This window comes from Amycolatopsis samaneae (genome assembly GCF_039541975.1).
Taxonomy (GTDB): Bacteria; Actinomycetota; Actinomycetes; order Mycobacteriales; family Pseudonocardiaceae; genus Amycolatopsis; species Amycolatopsis samaneae.
The window spans coordinates 524,473-539,177 of record NZ_BAABHG010000005.1 but is presented as its reverse complement, the minus strand read 5'-3'; the positions used below and the strand labels follow the sequence as shown (position 1 = coordinate 539,177).

General features: G+C 68.2%; 12 protein-coding genes. 7 read left to right on the top strand and 5 right to left on the bottom strand.

Going from position 1 to position 14,705, the window contains the following annotated elements; genetic code table 11:
* Window positions 1-74 precede the first annotated feature (74 nt).
* Window positions 75-491: a hypothetical protein gene (locus tag ABD987_RS15955; RefSeq protein ID WP_345393003.1), complete on the top strand. Its 417-nt coding sequence runs from the start codon at window positions 75-77 to the stop codon at window positions 489-491.
* Here ABD987_RS15955 and ABD987_RS15950 read toward each other — a convergent pair.
* Window positions 475-1,236, bottom strand: coding sequence for an IclR family transcriptional regulator (locus ABD987_RS15950; protein ID WP_345393000.1), 762 nt, complete (start codon window positions 1,234-1,236; stop codon window positions 475-477). The two genes, ABD987_RS15955 and ABD987_RS15950, sit on opposite strands and share 17 nt — an antisense overlap.
* 143 nt (window positions 1,237-1,379) lie before the next feature.
* On the opposite strand from ABD987_RS15950, the gene ABD987_RS15945 reads away from it, so the two are divergent.
* Window positions 1,380-2,546, top strand: coding sequence for an acyl-CoA dehydrogenase family protein (locus ABD987_RS15945; protein ID WP_345392997.1), 1,167 nt, complete (start codon window positions 1,380-1,382; stop codon window positions 2,544-2,546).
* Window positions 2,546-3,745, top strand: a complete 1,200-nt coding sequence (locus tag ABD987_RS15940) for a CaiB/BaiF CoA transferase family protein (protein WP_345392994.1) — start codon at window positions 2,546-2,548, stop codon at window positions 3,743-3,745. The genes ABD987_RS15945 and ABD987_RS15940 overlap by 1 nt, the downstream gene beginning before the upstream one ends.
* Before the next feature lie 321 nt (window positions 3,746-4,066).
* On the opposite strand, the gene ABD987_RS15935 is transcribed toward ABD987_RS15940, so the two are convergent.
* Window positions 4,067-4,585 carry a cupin domain-containing protein gene (locus tag ABD987_RS15935; protein ID WP_345392992.1) on the bottom strand — a complete coding sequence of 173 codons (519 nt, stop codon included), beginning with the start codon at window positions 4,583-4,585 and terminating at the stop codon, window positions 4,067-4,069.
* Between the two features lie 90 nt (window positions 4,586-4,675).
* Between ABD987_RS15935 and ABD987_RS15930 the strand changes: the two genes are divergently transcribed.
* On the top strand, window positions 4,676-5,371 hold the full coding sequence (locus ABD987_RS15930; protein ID WP_345392990.1) for a TetR/AcrR family transcriptional regulator: 696 nt from the start codon (window positions 4,676-4,678) through the stop codon (window positions 5,369-5,371).
* Between the two features lie 198 nt (window positions 5,372-5,569).
* Here the strand turns inward: ABD987_RS15930 and ABD987_RS15925 are convergent, their stop codons facing one another.
* Complete coding sequence (locus ABD987_RS15925; protein ID WP_345392987.1) at window positions 5,570-6,559, bottom strand: malate dehydrogenase; 990 nt, start codon at window positions 6,557-6,559, stop codon at window positions 5,570-5,572.
* A gap of 406 nt (window positions 6,560-6,965) precedes the next feature.
* On the opposite strand from ABD987_RS15925, the gene ABD987_RS15920 reads away from it, so the two are divergent.
* From ABD987_RS15920 to ABD987_RS15910, 3 genes are all read left to right on the top strand, one after another.
* Window positions 6,966-7,604: a DUF4360 domain-containing protein gene (locus tag ABD987_RS15920; RefSeq protein ID WP_345392984.1), complete on the top strand. Its 639-nt coding sequence runs from the start codon at window positions 6,966-6,968 to the stop codon at window positions 7,602-7,604.
* A gap of 400 nt (window positions 7,605-8,004) precedes the next feature.
* Window positions 8,005-8,634, top strand: a complete 630-nt coding sequence (locus ABD987_RS15915; protein WP_345392981.1) for a DUF4360 domain-containing protein — start codon at window positions 8,005-8,007, stop codon at window positions 8,632-8,634.
* 243 nt (window positions 8,635-8,877) lie between these two features.
* Complete coding sequence (locus tag ABD987_RS15910; RefSeq protein ID WP_345392978.1) at window positions 8,878-9,432, top strand: hypothetical protein; 555 nt, start codon at window positions 8,878-8,880, stop codon at window positions 9,430-9,432.
* Window positions 9,433-9,435: 3 nt separating this feature from the next.
* On the opposite strand, the gene ABD987_RS15905 is transcribed toward ABD987_RS15910, so the two are convergent.
* The gene (locus tag ABD987_RS15905; protein ID WP_345392975.1) at window positions 9,436-11,508 is read right to left on the bottom strand and encodes an FUSC family protein; all 2,073 of its coding nucleotides are present in this window, start codon (window positions 11,506-11,508) and stop codon (window positions 9,436-9,438) included.
* Window positions 11,505-14,639: a GH92 family glycosyl hydrolase gene (locus tag ABD987_RS15900; protein WP_345392972.1), complete on the bottom strand. Its 3,135-nt coding sequence runs from the start codon at window positions 14,637-14,639 to the stop codon at window positions 11,505-11,507. Before ABD987_RS15900 ends, ABD987_RS15905 begins: the two co-directional genes overlap by 4 nt.
* Window positions 14,640-14,705: the final 66 nt, after the last annotated feature.

The following is a 14,705-nucleotide window of genomic DNA, read 5'->3' as shown; positions in this document are numbered from 1 at the left end:
AATCACAGGGGGAGAAAACAGTGGGAATCAGTCGCGTTGCCGGTGCCGTCGGAATCGGCGCGATCGCATTCTTGATGGTCGGCTGCACGGGGAACACGAACACGGCGGCGACCGGGACGACCAGCCAGGCGCCGGTCGCCGCGGCCAGCACACCGGCGACGGGTGCCGCGCCGACGACGCCCACCTCGGCGCCGCCGCCTGGCAGGAGCACCGCCGCCACGACGCCGAAACCGGCGCCGTCGAACGGCAGGGACGAGGCGGGAGTGCCGGGTGTCAGCTGCACGAACCAGATCGACTACGCGGGTGATCCGCGTGCGAACGCGGAAATCAACTCGATCGGCGAAGAAACCGGTCACTGCCCACCGGTCAAGAAAGCGCCGGGCGTCCGGTGCACCAATCAGATCGACTACGCGGGAGATCTGCGTGCGAACGCGGAAATCAATTCCATCGGCGAAGAAACCGGATATTGCCCGGTCAAGCAGAAGGCGTGATTTCGAAGGGGCGCGTGGATCGACCGGCCAGCAGGCTCGCGGCCGCGGCGGTCGCGTCGACCAGCGCCTCGGCGATCGCGGGCAACCGGTCCAGGATGCGGGAGGTCGGCCCGGCGACCGCGATGACGGCGGCGGGCAGGCCGTCCACCAGGACCGGCCGGGCCGCCGCGCTGACGTCGGGCAGGGTTTCGCCGCGGTTGAAGGCGACACCCTCGGCGCGGACGAGGTCGAGTTCCGCGCGGGCCGCCGGGATCCGGTCCGCGGGCAGCACGTCGGCGAGGTACGCCTCGCGCCGCCGCTCGGGCAGGTAGGCCAGGAACACCTTGCCCGCACTCGGCGGATAGAGCGGGCGCCGGACCCGCAGGGGCGGGGAGTAGCGGATGAGCTGCCCGGATTCGACGGTGTCGACGTAGATCAGCGCGTCGCCCGCGCCGGTGCTGAGGGTGGCCGTCTCGTCGAATCGCGCGCGGAGATCCGTCAGGCTGGGCCGGGCGGCCGCGACGACGTCCGGCCCGCCGGCCGGGATGAGGTTCCCGAGTGCCGGGCCGAGCCGATAGGTCCCGTTGTCCTCCACCAGGTAGCCGGTGGACACCAGGCCCTTCACCAGGCCGAACACCGAGGACTTCGGCGCGTCGAGGGTGGTGGCCAGCTCGTGCATCCGGGCCCCGCCCTCGCGGGCGACGCTTTCCAGGATGCCGGTCACACGGCTCACCGTGCGGTGCTCCCTGGCGGCGGACTCGTTCATCGGCACTCCCGTGCGTTCGTATATACGAACCATAGCGTACGTGATGCTCGGCCATGATCCCTTGACCCCAGCGAATACTCGGCTTACGTTGGCCGTAAATCCGGATTCGGGTTCGTAAATACGGACGATCGGAAGGCGAGTTCGTGGATTTCCAGCTGACCGACGATCAGGAGCTCATCCGCAGCGCGGTCCGCGAGCTCGCGGCGAAGTTCCCCGACGACTACTGGGCGGACAAGGACGAGCGGGGCACGTTCCCGCGCGAGTTCTACGACGCCTTCGCCGGCGCGGGCTGGCTCGGCATGGCGATCCCCGAGGAGTACGGCGGGGGCGGGCTCGGCGTCATGGAGGCCGCCCTGCTGCTGGAAGAGGTGGCCGCCTCGGGCGCGGCGATGAACGGCTGCAGCACGATGCACCTGACGATCTTCGGCCTCAACACGATCGTCAAGCACGGCAGCGAGCAGCTGCGGCGCGAAGTCCTGCCCCGGGCCGTGGACGGCTCTCTGCACGTGTGCTTCGGCGTCACCGAACCCGACGCCGGGACCGACACCACCCGGATCACCACCTTCGCCCGCCGCGACGGCGACTCGTACGTCATCAACGGCCGCAAGGTGTTCATCACCAAGGCGGGCCAGTCGCAGAAGATGGTCCTCATCGCCAGGACCACCCGGCGTGAGGAGGTCGAGAAGCCCACGGACGGCATGTCACTGTTCCTCGTCGACATCGACTCGGACGCCGTCCAGCTCCGCGCGATCCCGAAGATGGGCCGCAACGCCGTGCACTGCTACGAGGTGTTCATCGACGGTCTCCGCGTCCCGGAATCGGCGCGGGTGGGGGAGGAGGGACAGGGTTTCCGCTACCTGCTCGACGGCCTCAACCCCGAACGGATCCTGCTCGCCCACGAAGCACTCGGCATCGGCCGCGCGGCACTGCGCCGCGCCGTCCGGTACGCCAACGAGCGCGTCGTGTTCGACCGCCCGATCGGCCGCAACCAGGGCATCGCGTTCCCGCTCGCCGAGGCGGCGACCCGGCTCGACGCCGCCGAACTCATGGCCCGCAACGCCGCCTGGCGTTACGACCGGGGCCTGTCCTGCGGCAAGGAGGCGAACATGGCGAAATGGCTGTGCGCCGACGCGGGCTTCCAGGCCGCCGACGCCGCGGTGCAGACCCACGGCGGCATGGGCTACGCGCGGGAATACCACGTGGAGCGGTACTTCCGGGAGGCCCGCCTGCTGCGGCTGGCGCCGATCAGTCAGGAGATGATCATGAACTACGTCGCGCAGCACGTCCTCGGGCTGCCGAGGTCCTACTGATGACGGCCCGCGCGCTCGACGGGCTCAGGGTGCTCGATCTCTCCCGGGTCCTCGCCGGCCCGTACTGCACCCAGATGCTGTCCGACCACGGCGCCGAGGTGATCAAGGTCGAGCCCCCGGGCGGCGACGAGACCCGCGGCTGGGGCCCGCCCTTCGCCGTCGACGGCACCAGCGCGTACTTCACGAACCTGAACCGCAACAAGAAGAACATCGTGCTCGACCTGGCCGCCGACGCCGGCCGCGACATCCTCGCCCGCCTGCTCGGCGACGCCGACGTCCTCGTCGAGAACTTCAAGGCGGGAACGCTGGCGAAATGGGGTTTCCCCGACGAGGTCGTCCGTGCGCGCTGGCCTCGCCTGATCCACTGCCGTATCACCGGATTCGGCACCGAGGGCCCACTCGGCGGCCTGCCCGGCTACGACGCAGTGCTCCAGGCGTACGGCGGCCTGATGTACGTCAGCGGCGAGGCCGAGGGGCCACCCGTCCGCGTCGGCGTCCCGCTCGTCGACAGCGTCACCGGCCTGTTCGCGTTCTCCGGGATCCTCCTCGCCCTGCGCGAACGCGAGACCTCCGGACTCGGCCAGCTCGTGGACTGCGCGCTGCTCGACACCGCGATCAGCCTGCTCCACCCGCATTCCGCGAGCTGGCTCGCCACCGGTGTCGTACCGCCACGCGCCGGTTCCGCGCACCCGTCCATCGCGCCCTACCAGAACTTCGAAACCCGGGACGGCCCGCTGTTCATCGGTGCCGGGAACGACCGCCAGTTCGCCGCTCTCGTCGACGTCCTCGGCGCCCCCGAACTCGCCGAAGACCCCCGCTTCGTTACCAACACCGACCGGGTCCACCACGCCGACGAACTCCGCGGCGTCCTCGGCGCCCGCATCGCCTGTTGGGCGGGGGAGGAGCTGGGCACCCGCCTGCTCGCCCGGGGCGTCCCCGCCGCACCCGTGCACACCGTCGCCGAGGCGATGGACAGCCCCCAGGCCCGCCACCGCGAAATGATCGTCGAGCTCGACGGCTATCGGGGAGTGGGCATCCCGGTCAAGCTCGGGCGCACCCCGGGGCGGGCCACCAGCCCGCCCCACGCGGCGGGAGAGGACACCCGGGAGGTGCTGACCTCGGCCGGGTACCGCGAGACCGAGATCGACGACGCTCTCCGGGCGGGCACGGTGCGCGCTTCCGGGAGTCCTACCAGTTAAATGCATATGTCAATGTCCGAACTCGTGTGCACGGACGAGCTGGGCTTTTGCCCCCGAGTGCAGAGGACCGCAGACTCTCGGGATGCGCGGACCGCAGTAGGGAGAACGCGGCCGCGGTTGCGACGCTGGACATACTGAGCAGGGCCGCCGCCTGCGGAGTGAGCTCTTCATCGCAGCTCAGCGCGTCGAGCCCGCCCATCGTCGTCGTCAGGCGGGAGTCGGTCGCGTCGATTGTGACACCGGAGCCGGGTCCGGTGGGGATGTCCCCGTCGGGCCCGGCGACCCGGTAGCGCACGCAGCCGAGCTGCGGACTGGCTGAGCTCATTCCGCAGTGTCCTTACCTGGTGTGAGCTCAGGGTGCGGCACAGTCGCGTGCAGGAAGCATCCCCCGGCCTGATCCCACCGGTAAAACGTGGTCGACATCTCGGCCGGGATGAGCACCTGAAGGCTGACGAAGTCCCGCGACACCTCGAGCTGACGATGGCGGTTGCCGGAGTGCTCGAAGATCGCGTCGCCCTTCTCCAGGCGGACCGTGCCGATGCCCTCGTACTCGGCCACGATCCACCCCTCGACGATGTACTCCATCTGGTCTGACGAGTGCGTATGCCAGGGCACTTCACCAGTGCCGGTGAATCCCTCGACCACACGCATGCTGTACATCCCGTACCGGCCCTCGGTGCCCTTCCAGATGCCGAACGTGCGCTGTTCCAGGCCGTCGAAACCCGGGACGGCCTGGTAACTGCCCTCGCTGAGCCGGTCGACGAAGTGTTCATTCGCGAGGATCTGGCCCTCGGCGCGCTCTGGCAGCGGGTGGTCGACGGTGTCGTGTGCGTGCGTCATTGCGGCCCCTTTCGTAAGCGGACTTCACTGTCCACTTACGAAGACTATTAGAACCGGACATGGCTGTCCACTTCCGCTACGCTCCTCCACATGAACACAGACGGGGGACCACGCCTGCGAGCGGACGCGATCCAGAACCGCGTGCGCATCGTCGCCGCGGCACGGGCGGCCTTTGCCTCCGACGGGCTGGACGTACCGATGAACGAGATCGCCAGGCGGGCCGGGGTCGGCCAGGGAACCCTGTACCGGCGGTTTCCGACCAAGGAGGCGCTGATCGACGAGGTCTTCGCCGATCACGTGGAGAACTGCGTGAACATGGTCTCCGCCGGCCTCAGGGATCCCGATCCATGGCGTGGGTTCTGCACGGTCATACGGAAGATGGCGATGGCCCTTTCCTCGGACCGCTCGTTCGCCGTGGTCCTGACTACCCGGGTCACCGACGAGTCGTCGGTCCGCTCCGGGCGGAGGGCGGTCGAGACGCTTCTAGGGGAACTCGTCCGGCGAACCCAGGTGGCCGGACGACTGCGCGCGGATTTCGAGCCCGGTGACATCGTGCTCACCATTCTCGCCAACGACGGTGTGGCTGCGGCAGTCCCGGATCCCCGTGCGGCCTGCGAGCGGCTTACCGCCTACCTCCTGCGGGCCTTCGAAGCCGGCATCGATACAAATGCGCTTCCCACAGCGATCGCGGTCGGCCTAGACGACCTCAGGCCACCAACCAGGTCCGGCGCAACGGGCCGGGATGGAGCTGGATCGGAGCCGGAACGGCGAGGTCGGGGGCGCTGACTCCCGCCCGTGCCTCGAACACGGTGCTCAGGCGTTACCACGCTCATGCCGCAATCGACAGTATAACGACCTATACGCTTGGGCGATATCTAAAAACACTGTCCAACTAGCCGCCTAACTTCAAAAGCAGCAAAGACAAGGGAGGCCCTTTCACCTGCTCGTGGGTGAAAGGGCCTCCCTTGTCTTGAGTGGTCAGCCTCAGATCAGGCCGAGCTTCTTGACCGCGTCGCGCTCTTCGGCCAGCTCGTTGACGGAGGCGTCGATCCGGGGGCGGGAAAACTCGTCGATCTCCAGGCCCTGGACGATCTCGTACCGGCCGTTCTTCGCGGTGACCGGGAAGGACGAGATCAGGCCCTCGGGCACACCGTAGGAGCCGTCCGAGACGACGCCGGCCGAGGTCCAGTCACCGTCGGGGGTGCCGTTGACCCAGGTGTACACGTGGTCGATCGCGGCGGACGCGGCGGAGGCCGCCGAGGACAGGCCGCGGGCCTCGATGATCGCCGCGCCGCGCTTGGCGACGGTCGGGATGAAGGTGTCGGCGAGCCAGGCCTGGTCGTTGACGGCCTCGACCGCGCTCTTGCCCGCGACCTCGGCGTGCGCGATGGACGGGTACTGGGTGGCGGAGTGGTTGCCCCAGATCGCGACCTTCTTGAGGTCGGTCACGGGCACGTTGAGCCGCTTCGACAGCTGCGCCAGCGCGCGGTTGTGGTCGAGGCGGGTCATGGCGGTGAAGCGCTCCGCCGGGACGTCGGGGGCGTGCTGCTGGGCGATCAGTGCGTTGGTGTTGGCCGGGTTGCCGACGACCAGGACGCGGATGTCCTCGGCGGCACCGGCGTTGATGGCCTCGCCCTGCGGTTTGAAGATGCCGCCGTTCGCCTCGAGCAGGTCACCGCGCTCCATGCCCTTGGAGCGCGGGCGGGCGCCCACGAGCAGCGCGACGTTGGTGCCCTCGAACGCCTGCTTCGGGTCGTCGAAGATGTCGATGCCCGCGAGCAGCGGGAACGCGCCGTCCTCGAGCTCCATCGCGGTACCCTCGGCCGCCTTGACCGCCTGCGGGATCTCCAGGAGCCGCAGCTTCACCGGGGTGTCGGTGCCGAGCAGTTGACCGGACGCGATGCGGAACAGCAGCGCGTAGCCGATCTGGCCGGCCGCACCGGTGACGGTGACGTTGACGGGGGCTTGGGTCATTGCGCTTCTCCAGCTTGAGACGACTTTGGCTAGTACCGCGATGCTAGTACCCCGCGCGGTCGTCGTCCGGGTGCGTCCAGTCACGGTAGCCAGGATCACGTCGGCGGGGATCGTGGTCGGCCGCCACGGGGAGCGTGCCGGACGCGCCGGGTGTCGCCGGTGCCGGTGAAGGCGGGTTGGCCGGTGGAACCTTATGGGGTGTGTGGTGGTGCCCGACTGCAACGATTTAGTCTCGGAATATGTGACGGGCCGGTCCGGATCGGCGGATTTTCTGTCAATTCTTGCGCATTTCACGCTGCGTGGCTCTAAGCGAATGACTTTACTCCATACAGCGGGCCTCGACTGGTAGCGCTTGCGCTACTCTGGCGAGACTCACGCCCACACGGAAGTAAGGGGAAGGAACCCCATGCTTACTGCGATGGCTGCTGCTCTTTTGGCTATTTCTTCGGTGTCCGCTCCGAATACCTGGCCGGAGAATCCGCCGCCGGACAAGATTATCATCGATGTCGCCACGGTGAACGGTACCGGTTGTCCGCCGGAGTCGGCTGCGGTTTCGGTTTCGCCGGATAATCTAGCGTTCACCGTGACCTACAGCAAATACACGGCCCAGGTCGGCGTGGGGGCAACGCCGACGGACTTCCGTAAGAACTGTCAGATCGGCCTCAAGGTCCATGTTCCGCAGGGATTCACTTACGGAATCGCCGGAGCGGACTACCGTGGTTTCGCGCACCTGGAGAAGGGTGCGACCGGGCTGGAAAGAGCGAGTTACTACTTCCAGGGAAATTCGCCGACTGCATTTATCGAGCATCCGCTGAAGGGTTTCCTTGAAGACAACTGGCAATTCACGGACGAGGTGCCGATCGATGCGGTCGTCTACAAGCCGTGTGGGGAGCAGCGTAACCTCAACATCAACACGGAACTGCGGGTGAACGCCGGTACGTCGGATCCGAAGAAGACGACGAGCTTCCTGACGATGGACTCGGCCGACGGCAGCATCAAGACGCTCTACCACTTCGCCTGGAAGACCTGTCCTGCGACGAAGTAGTCCACTCCGGGGTGTGTGACCACCGGCTCCCCCGGTGGTCACACACCCCTCGGATCGTTTCATGGGCCCAGGTCGCCGCGGGTCGGGTGCCGGCTTGCGCCGTCCGGTCCTGTCCGCTGGCCGTGGTGGCGCACCGGGCTGCCCTGATTGCCCTGATTGCCGGTGTTATTCCCGTCTGCCGGACCGGACCAGTCTGGTGGATTGGTTCGTCACAGTGGATTTTCTGTATCATTTTTGTTGAGCGGTCAATTGTCCACAGTGGCCTTGTTAAGGATTTGGTAAACCGTTGTTGCGGGAAGCTAAGTAATGACGTTGCTCCATTTAGTGGGTCTGGACGGGTAGCGCTTGCGCTACTCTGTCGACACCCCCACCCACATCGGAAGTAAGGGGAAGGAACCCCATGCTTACTACGATGGCCGCAGCACTATTAGCGCTTTCATCGGTGGCCGCGCCGCATTCGTGGCCGACGAACCCCCCGCCGGACAGGATTATCATCGATGTCGCGACAGTGAACGGGACCGGCTGTCCGCCGAACTCGGCCGCGGTTTCGGTATCGTCCGATAATACCGCTTTCACCGTCACCTACAGCCAATACACCGCGCAGGTCGGTGTCGGTGCGGGACCGACGGACTTCCGGAAGAACTGTCAGATCAACCTGCGCGTCCACGTGCCGCAGGGATTCACCTACGGAATCGCCGGAGCAGACTATCGAGGATTCGCACATCTCGAAGCCGGCGCCAGTGGTCTGGAACGGGCGAACTACTATTTCCAGGGTAATTCCCCGACCGCGTACGTGAGTCATCCGATTCGAGGCTTCTTCGAGGACGACTGGCAGTTCTCGGACTCGACGGATGTCGGCGCGATCGTCTACAAGCCGTGTGGTGAGGAACGAAACCTCAACGTCAACACGGAATTGCGGGCCTATGCCGGCACTTCCGATCCGAAGAAGACGACGAGCTTCGTGACGATGGACTCGACGGACGGCAGTATCAAGACGATCTACCACTTCGCCTGGAAGACCTGCCCGTAACGCTGCGTGACCCGGACCCGTGAGCGCTCCACCCCTCTGGCGCTCACGGGTCCGTCCGTGTGTCCGGGTCTGGGGACACCGGTCTTCCTCTCCGGCGACGGAGGCCGCCGCGGTCCGGGACTCCGAGGGGCCGGGCGGGCTGATGGTCGGCCATCGCTGGGATAGGTCGTTTCATCGCGATTTCATCGGTCGTCTCTAGCGTCTCGCCGTGAACAGGGTGTCCACAACTGAATCGGGGCGCGGATGGCGGGGCAGGAGACGGTGTGGGGCTGGATGTGGGTCTACACCGGCGGCCGTCGCGGGGACGAGCTGGAGGTGATCCCGTACTTCGAGGCGTTCCCCACGCGGGAGCGGGCGCGGGCGCATCTCCAGCGGCATCTGGACGACGCGTTGCCGGACGCGCCCGCCGCGAAGGCCGCGCCGATGTTGCGGGTGGCGCCCGAGGACCCGGTGGTGGTGCGGTGCCCGCCTGACATGTGGATCGTGTTCGAGGTGCCGCCCGGTGCGACGGTCGACGGTGAAGCGGCGGCGTATGTCGAGCGGAACCGGGAGGCGTTGCTGCGCGAGCTGGGACCGGCGGAGGTTTCGCCTGGTCTGGCCAGGCGGATCCGGGACAACGCGCTGGTGGTCGTGGGTGCGGTGGTGGTGTTCGGGCTGGCGGTGTTTCTGGGGCCGTTTTTGCTGGTCACGAGCTTGTTCGGGAATCCGACGGCGCTGGTCATCGGGCTGGTGGTGACGGTGACGGAGGCGGTGCTCGTTGCGGTGGTGGCCCGGCGCCGGGCGCGGTCGAAGGTGTGAGGTTCACCGGTCCCTGGTGCCGACGCCGAAGGTGCGGCCGAGGGCGATGAGGCCTTCGTCGAGGTGGCTGAGGCTGGAGAGCACGGCGCGGGTTTCGGCGTGGTCGATGCGGTCGGCGACCGGGGTGCCGTCGTCGCGGACGAGGGGGTCGACGGTCTTGCCGGGCTCGCCGACGGCGTCGTGGATCTTGTCGATGTTGGCGAGCAGGCGTCCAGTGAACAGTTTGAGGCGGTCGGCGACGGGGCCGGTGAGCTGGCCGGGTTCGGCGCGGGCCGCGACGTGTCGGGCGCGGAAGGCGATGGTTTCGACGGTGGTCAGGACGTGCCAGCCGTAGTCGCGGCGGGCGGTGCTGAGGTTGACCGGGTGGGTGAGCGGTTCGACGGTGGTGCGGAGGGTGTCGACGTCGCGGTCGATGTCGCGGGACAGTTCGACGATGTTGACGTTTTCCTCGCCGGAGAGCAGTTTTTCGGTTTTTTCGAGGAATTCGCGCAGGTCGTCGAGGACGGTGCCGATGTCGTCGAGCATGACCGAGCGGGTGCGGACCGGGACGATGACGAGTGCGGCGAGGATGCCGGCGGTGGCGCCGACGGCGGTTTCGGCGACGCGGATCCACAGTACTTCGAGGCTGAAGGTGCCGAGCATGCTGTAGAGCAGGCCGAGCATGCAGGTGATGAAGAACGACATCACCACCTGGGACACGCGGGACATGTAGACCATGCCGAACACGCACACCAGGATCAGCGCGAGGGTGGCGGGGAGGTTGCCGCCGACGAGCAGGGCGAGCAGCATGCCGCCGAAGATGCCGATGAGGGTGCCGCCGACGCGGCGGGCGCCTTTGACGAAGGTGGCGCCGGAGGACGAGGTGCCGATGAACACGACGAAGACGGTGAGCACGGCCCAGTACCAGCGCTGGTGGGAGACGAGTTCGCCGCCGAGCACGGCGAGCCCGCCGCCGATGACGGCCTGGATGGCGCTGCGGGTGCGGTTGTCGTAGGCGAAGGCTGGGGTGGGTTCTTCGGTTTCTTCGGGGTCGTATGGGCTGTCCAATGTGGCTTCTCGGGCGGCGGCGCGCTGGGCGCGGTCGTCGGCGAGGGCGAGTTCGGCGATGGCGCGGCGGACGCCGTCGCCGGGTTTGGCGCGTTCGTCGATGCGGCTGCCTTCGACGAGCATGCGGCTGTATTCGCCGGTCTGGCTGATCAGCGGGAGTTCGCGGGGGTCGCGTTCCATGAGTGCGCGGAACCGGGCGAGGCGGGCGATGAGGTCGGCGCGGGTTTCGTCGGTGAGGTCCTTGGTGCAGGTGCGCTGGACGGTGATGACGAGCCATTGGACGGCGAGTTCGACTTCGATGGCGCGGCGGCGCAGGCGTCCGGCGACGTCCTCGCCGACGACGTCGGGTGCGGAGTCCTCGATGAGCAGGACGCATTCGTGCAGGCGGTTGTAGGCGGTGCGTAGTTGTTTCCTGGTGCGGTCGCTGCCGTTGACGGCGAGGTAGGCCTCGCAGCCGCGGATGACGGTGGCGAGCCGGGTGCGGAAGGCGCGGCGGACGCGGAGGAGTTCGGCGTCGGCGTTGCGGCGGAGCAGGACGAACCGGACGAGTGCGTTGGCGGCGATGCCCACGGTGAGTGCGAGCAGGATTTCGGGGACCTGCTTGATGTGGGTTTGGAGGAACATCGCGAAGAAGAAGAGGAAGAAGCCGACCGAGCCGAGTGCGACGCCGCGGGGCCCGAAGCGCTGGGCGTAGACGGCGAAGAAGATCAGCACGACGATGAGGACGCTGTTGAGCGGGGGGACGGTCGCGCCGAGGCTGGCGATGGTGACGGTGGTGGCGCCGGCGAGCCAGGACAGGACGAGGGTGACGGCCTGTGCGCCGGGGGTGGCGTCGTTGACGGTGAAGGCGGTCGTCATCGCGGAGATGGCGCCGACGAGGATGATCGTCAGCGGCAGGTGGAAGGGGAGCAGGGCGAGGACGGCGACGACGATGCCGAGCACGGCGGAGAGGCCGACGCGGAGGCGGACCAGGCCGGGGTCGGACGCGGTGACGCGGTCGAGGGTGGCGTCGCGGAACTTCGTGATCATCGGGCGAGGAGCTCCCACTGGGCGAGGCTGGGGTGGCGCCGGGTCGCGGCGGTGACGCGCAGCCGGTAGTGCGGGTGTGTGGCGGGGGTGTCGAGGAGGAACGGGCGGGTCTGGCGGCGCCAGCGGAACCGTTCGTCGTGGCGTTCGTCGAGGGTGGTCCAGTGGTGGCCGTCGGGTGAGCCCTCGAGGACCCAGGCGCGGGGGTCGCCGCGCCGGGCGGCGGAGGTGAGGGTGTACATGACGAGTTCGTGGGCGGGGTCGTCCGGGGTGAAGGTGATCGCCGGGGTGGTGGTGCGGAAGGTCGTTTCGGTGCGGGTGGTGTCGTCGAACAGGGGTGCGGTGTCGCCGTGGGCGCAGTGGGCGGTGCCGGTGAGGTCGGTCAGCGGGGCGGGGGTGGCCGGTGGTTCCGGTGGGCGTCCCCAGCCGGTGGGGGTGGTGGTGAGGGCGAATTCGAGGATTCCGCCGCGGGTGAGCGCGGCGTGGGTGACGGTGGTGGTGTCGTGGGGTTCGCCGTCGAGGGTGAGGCCGCTGACGTAGCAGGTGTCCGCGGTGTTGCCGGGGGCGCGGATGACGAGGTCCCTTCCGTTTTCGAGGTGGATGGTGGTGCTGGGGAACAGGGGGGCGCCGAGTGCGTAGCGGGGGCTGCCGACCGCCAGTGGGTAGAAGCCGAGTGCGCTGAAGACGTACCAGGCGGACATCTCGCCGTTGTCCTCGTCGCCGCAGTAGCCCTGGCCAAGGTCGCTGCCGAGGTAGAGGCGGCGGAGGATTTCGCGGACGACGCGCTGGGTTTTGGCGGGGGCGCCGGCGTGGTTGTAGGTGTAGGGGATGTGGTGGGAGGGCTGGTTGGAGTGGCCGTACTGGCCCATGCGGACGTCGCGGGCCTCGGTCATCTCGTGGATGATTCCGCCGTAGGAGCCGGGTTTGCGGCCGGTTTCGGGGGTGGTGAAGAAGGTGTCGAGCTTGGCTTCGAGTGCGGCGTGGCCGCCGTGGAGCGCGACGAGGCCGGGGCCGTCGTGGGGGACGGAGAAGGCGGTGTTCCAGGAGTTGGTTTCGGTGAAGTCGCCGCCCCACGCCTCGGGGTCGTAGCCGTGGGCGGGGAAGTGGCGGCTGCCGTCGGGGTTGCGGCCCTGGAAGAAGCCGATCTCGGGGTCGAAGTGGTTGCGGTACTGCTGGGAGCGTTGGCGGAAGTAGGCCGCGTACTCGGCGTAGGCGCGAGCTCGGCGGCCTTCGCTTTCGCGGGCGAGTGCGTCGGAGAGGTTGGCGAGGCCGAAGTCGTTGAGGCAGCCTTCGAGTGCCCATGACAGTCCTTCGTGGACGGTCGTGGGGGTGTAGCCGAGGAAGAGGGAGCGGTCGAGTCCCTGCCGGCCGACGGAGCGGCTGGGCGGGGTGACGGTGGCGTTCTTGAGGGCGGCGTCGTAGGCGGTTTCGACGTCGAAGTCGCGGACGCCTTTGAGGTAGGCGTCGGCGAAGGCGACGTCGGAGCTGGTGCCGGTCATGAGGTTGGCGTAGCCGGGGGAGGACCAGCGGGAGATCCAGCCGCCTTCGCGGTACTGCTGGAGGAATCCGTCGATCATCCGGGCGCAGCGGCCGGGGGTGAGCAGGGCGTAGGCGGGCCAGGTGGTGCGATAGGTGTCCCAGAACCCGTTGTTGACATACATTTCGCCGTCGACGACTTTCGCGCCGGTGCGGGTCCGGGTGCTGGGCAGCGGGCGGCGAAGGACCGGGCTGGCGTGGCGGATGCCGTCGGGGGTGTTCTCGTGGGCGATGTTCGGGTAGAGGAACAGGCGGTAGAGGTTCGAGTAGAACGTGGTGAGCTGGTCCTCGGTGGCGCCCTCGATCTCGACGCGGCCGAGCAGTTCCTGCCACTGTGCCCTGGTGTGGTCCCGGACCTGTTCGAAGGTCGTGCCGGCGGGGATTTCCCGGTCGAGGTTGCGTTTTGCCTGGTTGAGGCTGATCAGTGAGGTCGCGATCCGGAGGGTCACCGCGGGCGCGTCGAACTCCAGGTAGCCGGTGACGGTGCGCCAGGGCGGGCGGCGGATCCGGCCGCCCTGGCGGGCGGGGAGGTCGGTTTCGGCGTGGACGAACATGCGGCGCGCGCCGGTCGAGAGCCTGCTGCGGACCCAGGTGTGGCCGGTGACGACGCCGGTGGCCGGGTGCAGGCGGAGGCCGCCGCGGTTGCGGGCGTTGTCGAACAGCAGCCAGCCGCCCTCGCCGGGGAAGGTGACGCGGAGGATCGCGGCGTGTTCGGTGGGGGCGAGATCGGCGGTGACGCCGTTGTCGAACCGGACCCCGTAGTGGTGGGGCCGGTCGGTCTCCTCGTCGTGGGTGAAGGTGAGTGCCCGCTGTCGGCGGCGGTGTTCGACCGGGCCGATGCCGGGCATGACCTGGAAGGTGTGCCGGTCGCCCATCCATGGGCTCGGCTGGTGGCTGAGTGCGAACGCCTGTAGCGCCGGGCGGTTTTCCGCCGTGTTGTGGCGGTGGTAGGAGTAGATCCAGTCGAGGGCGCCCGCGTCGGTGACCGGGGTCCAGAAGTTGAACCCGTGCGGTACCGCCGTCGCCGGGAAGGTGTTGCCGCGGGAGAACTCCGCGCTGGAGTGGGTGCCGCGGGTGGTGCGGACGTGGTCGACCTGCTCGCGTGGTCCGGGCGCGCGTTCGGCGAGGCGGACGTCGTCGAGCCAGCCGCCCGGTTCGCCGTCCCCCGGGGGTGGCGCGGTGACCAGGGTTACGCGGCGGGCGTGCCGTCCGGCGAAGGCGCCGAGGTGGTGGCGGACGAGGTTCCACTGGCCGACGTAGAGCGTTTTCCCGTCGCCCTGTTCCGCCGCCGAGAAGCCTGTCGTGGAGCCGTCGTCGAATTCGAGGTCGAGGGCGACGTAGGTGCTGCGGTAACTCGGTCCGGCGTCCGGTTCCGGGAAGACCACATAGGACAGTTCACTGTGCTCGGTGAGTGCGACGTCGAGCTCGAACAGGGTGGCCCAGAGCGTGCCGGTGTACCGGAGCGCGCGCAGGCCGGTGTAGCCGACGCCGGTCTTCGCGGTCGGGGAGTGGTCCGGGCCGGTGCCGACACGCAGCGCCGGGTCCACCGGTTGCGGATCACCCGTCTCGAAGGAGGAGAAGAACCCGGTGCCCGTCACCCGCTCACCGTATCCGCCGTTCGGTCGAGTCGGCATGCCAAGGCGGGCGGCGGGCCGATCACTCCG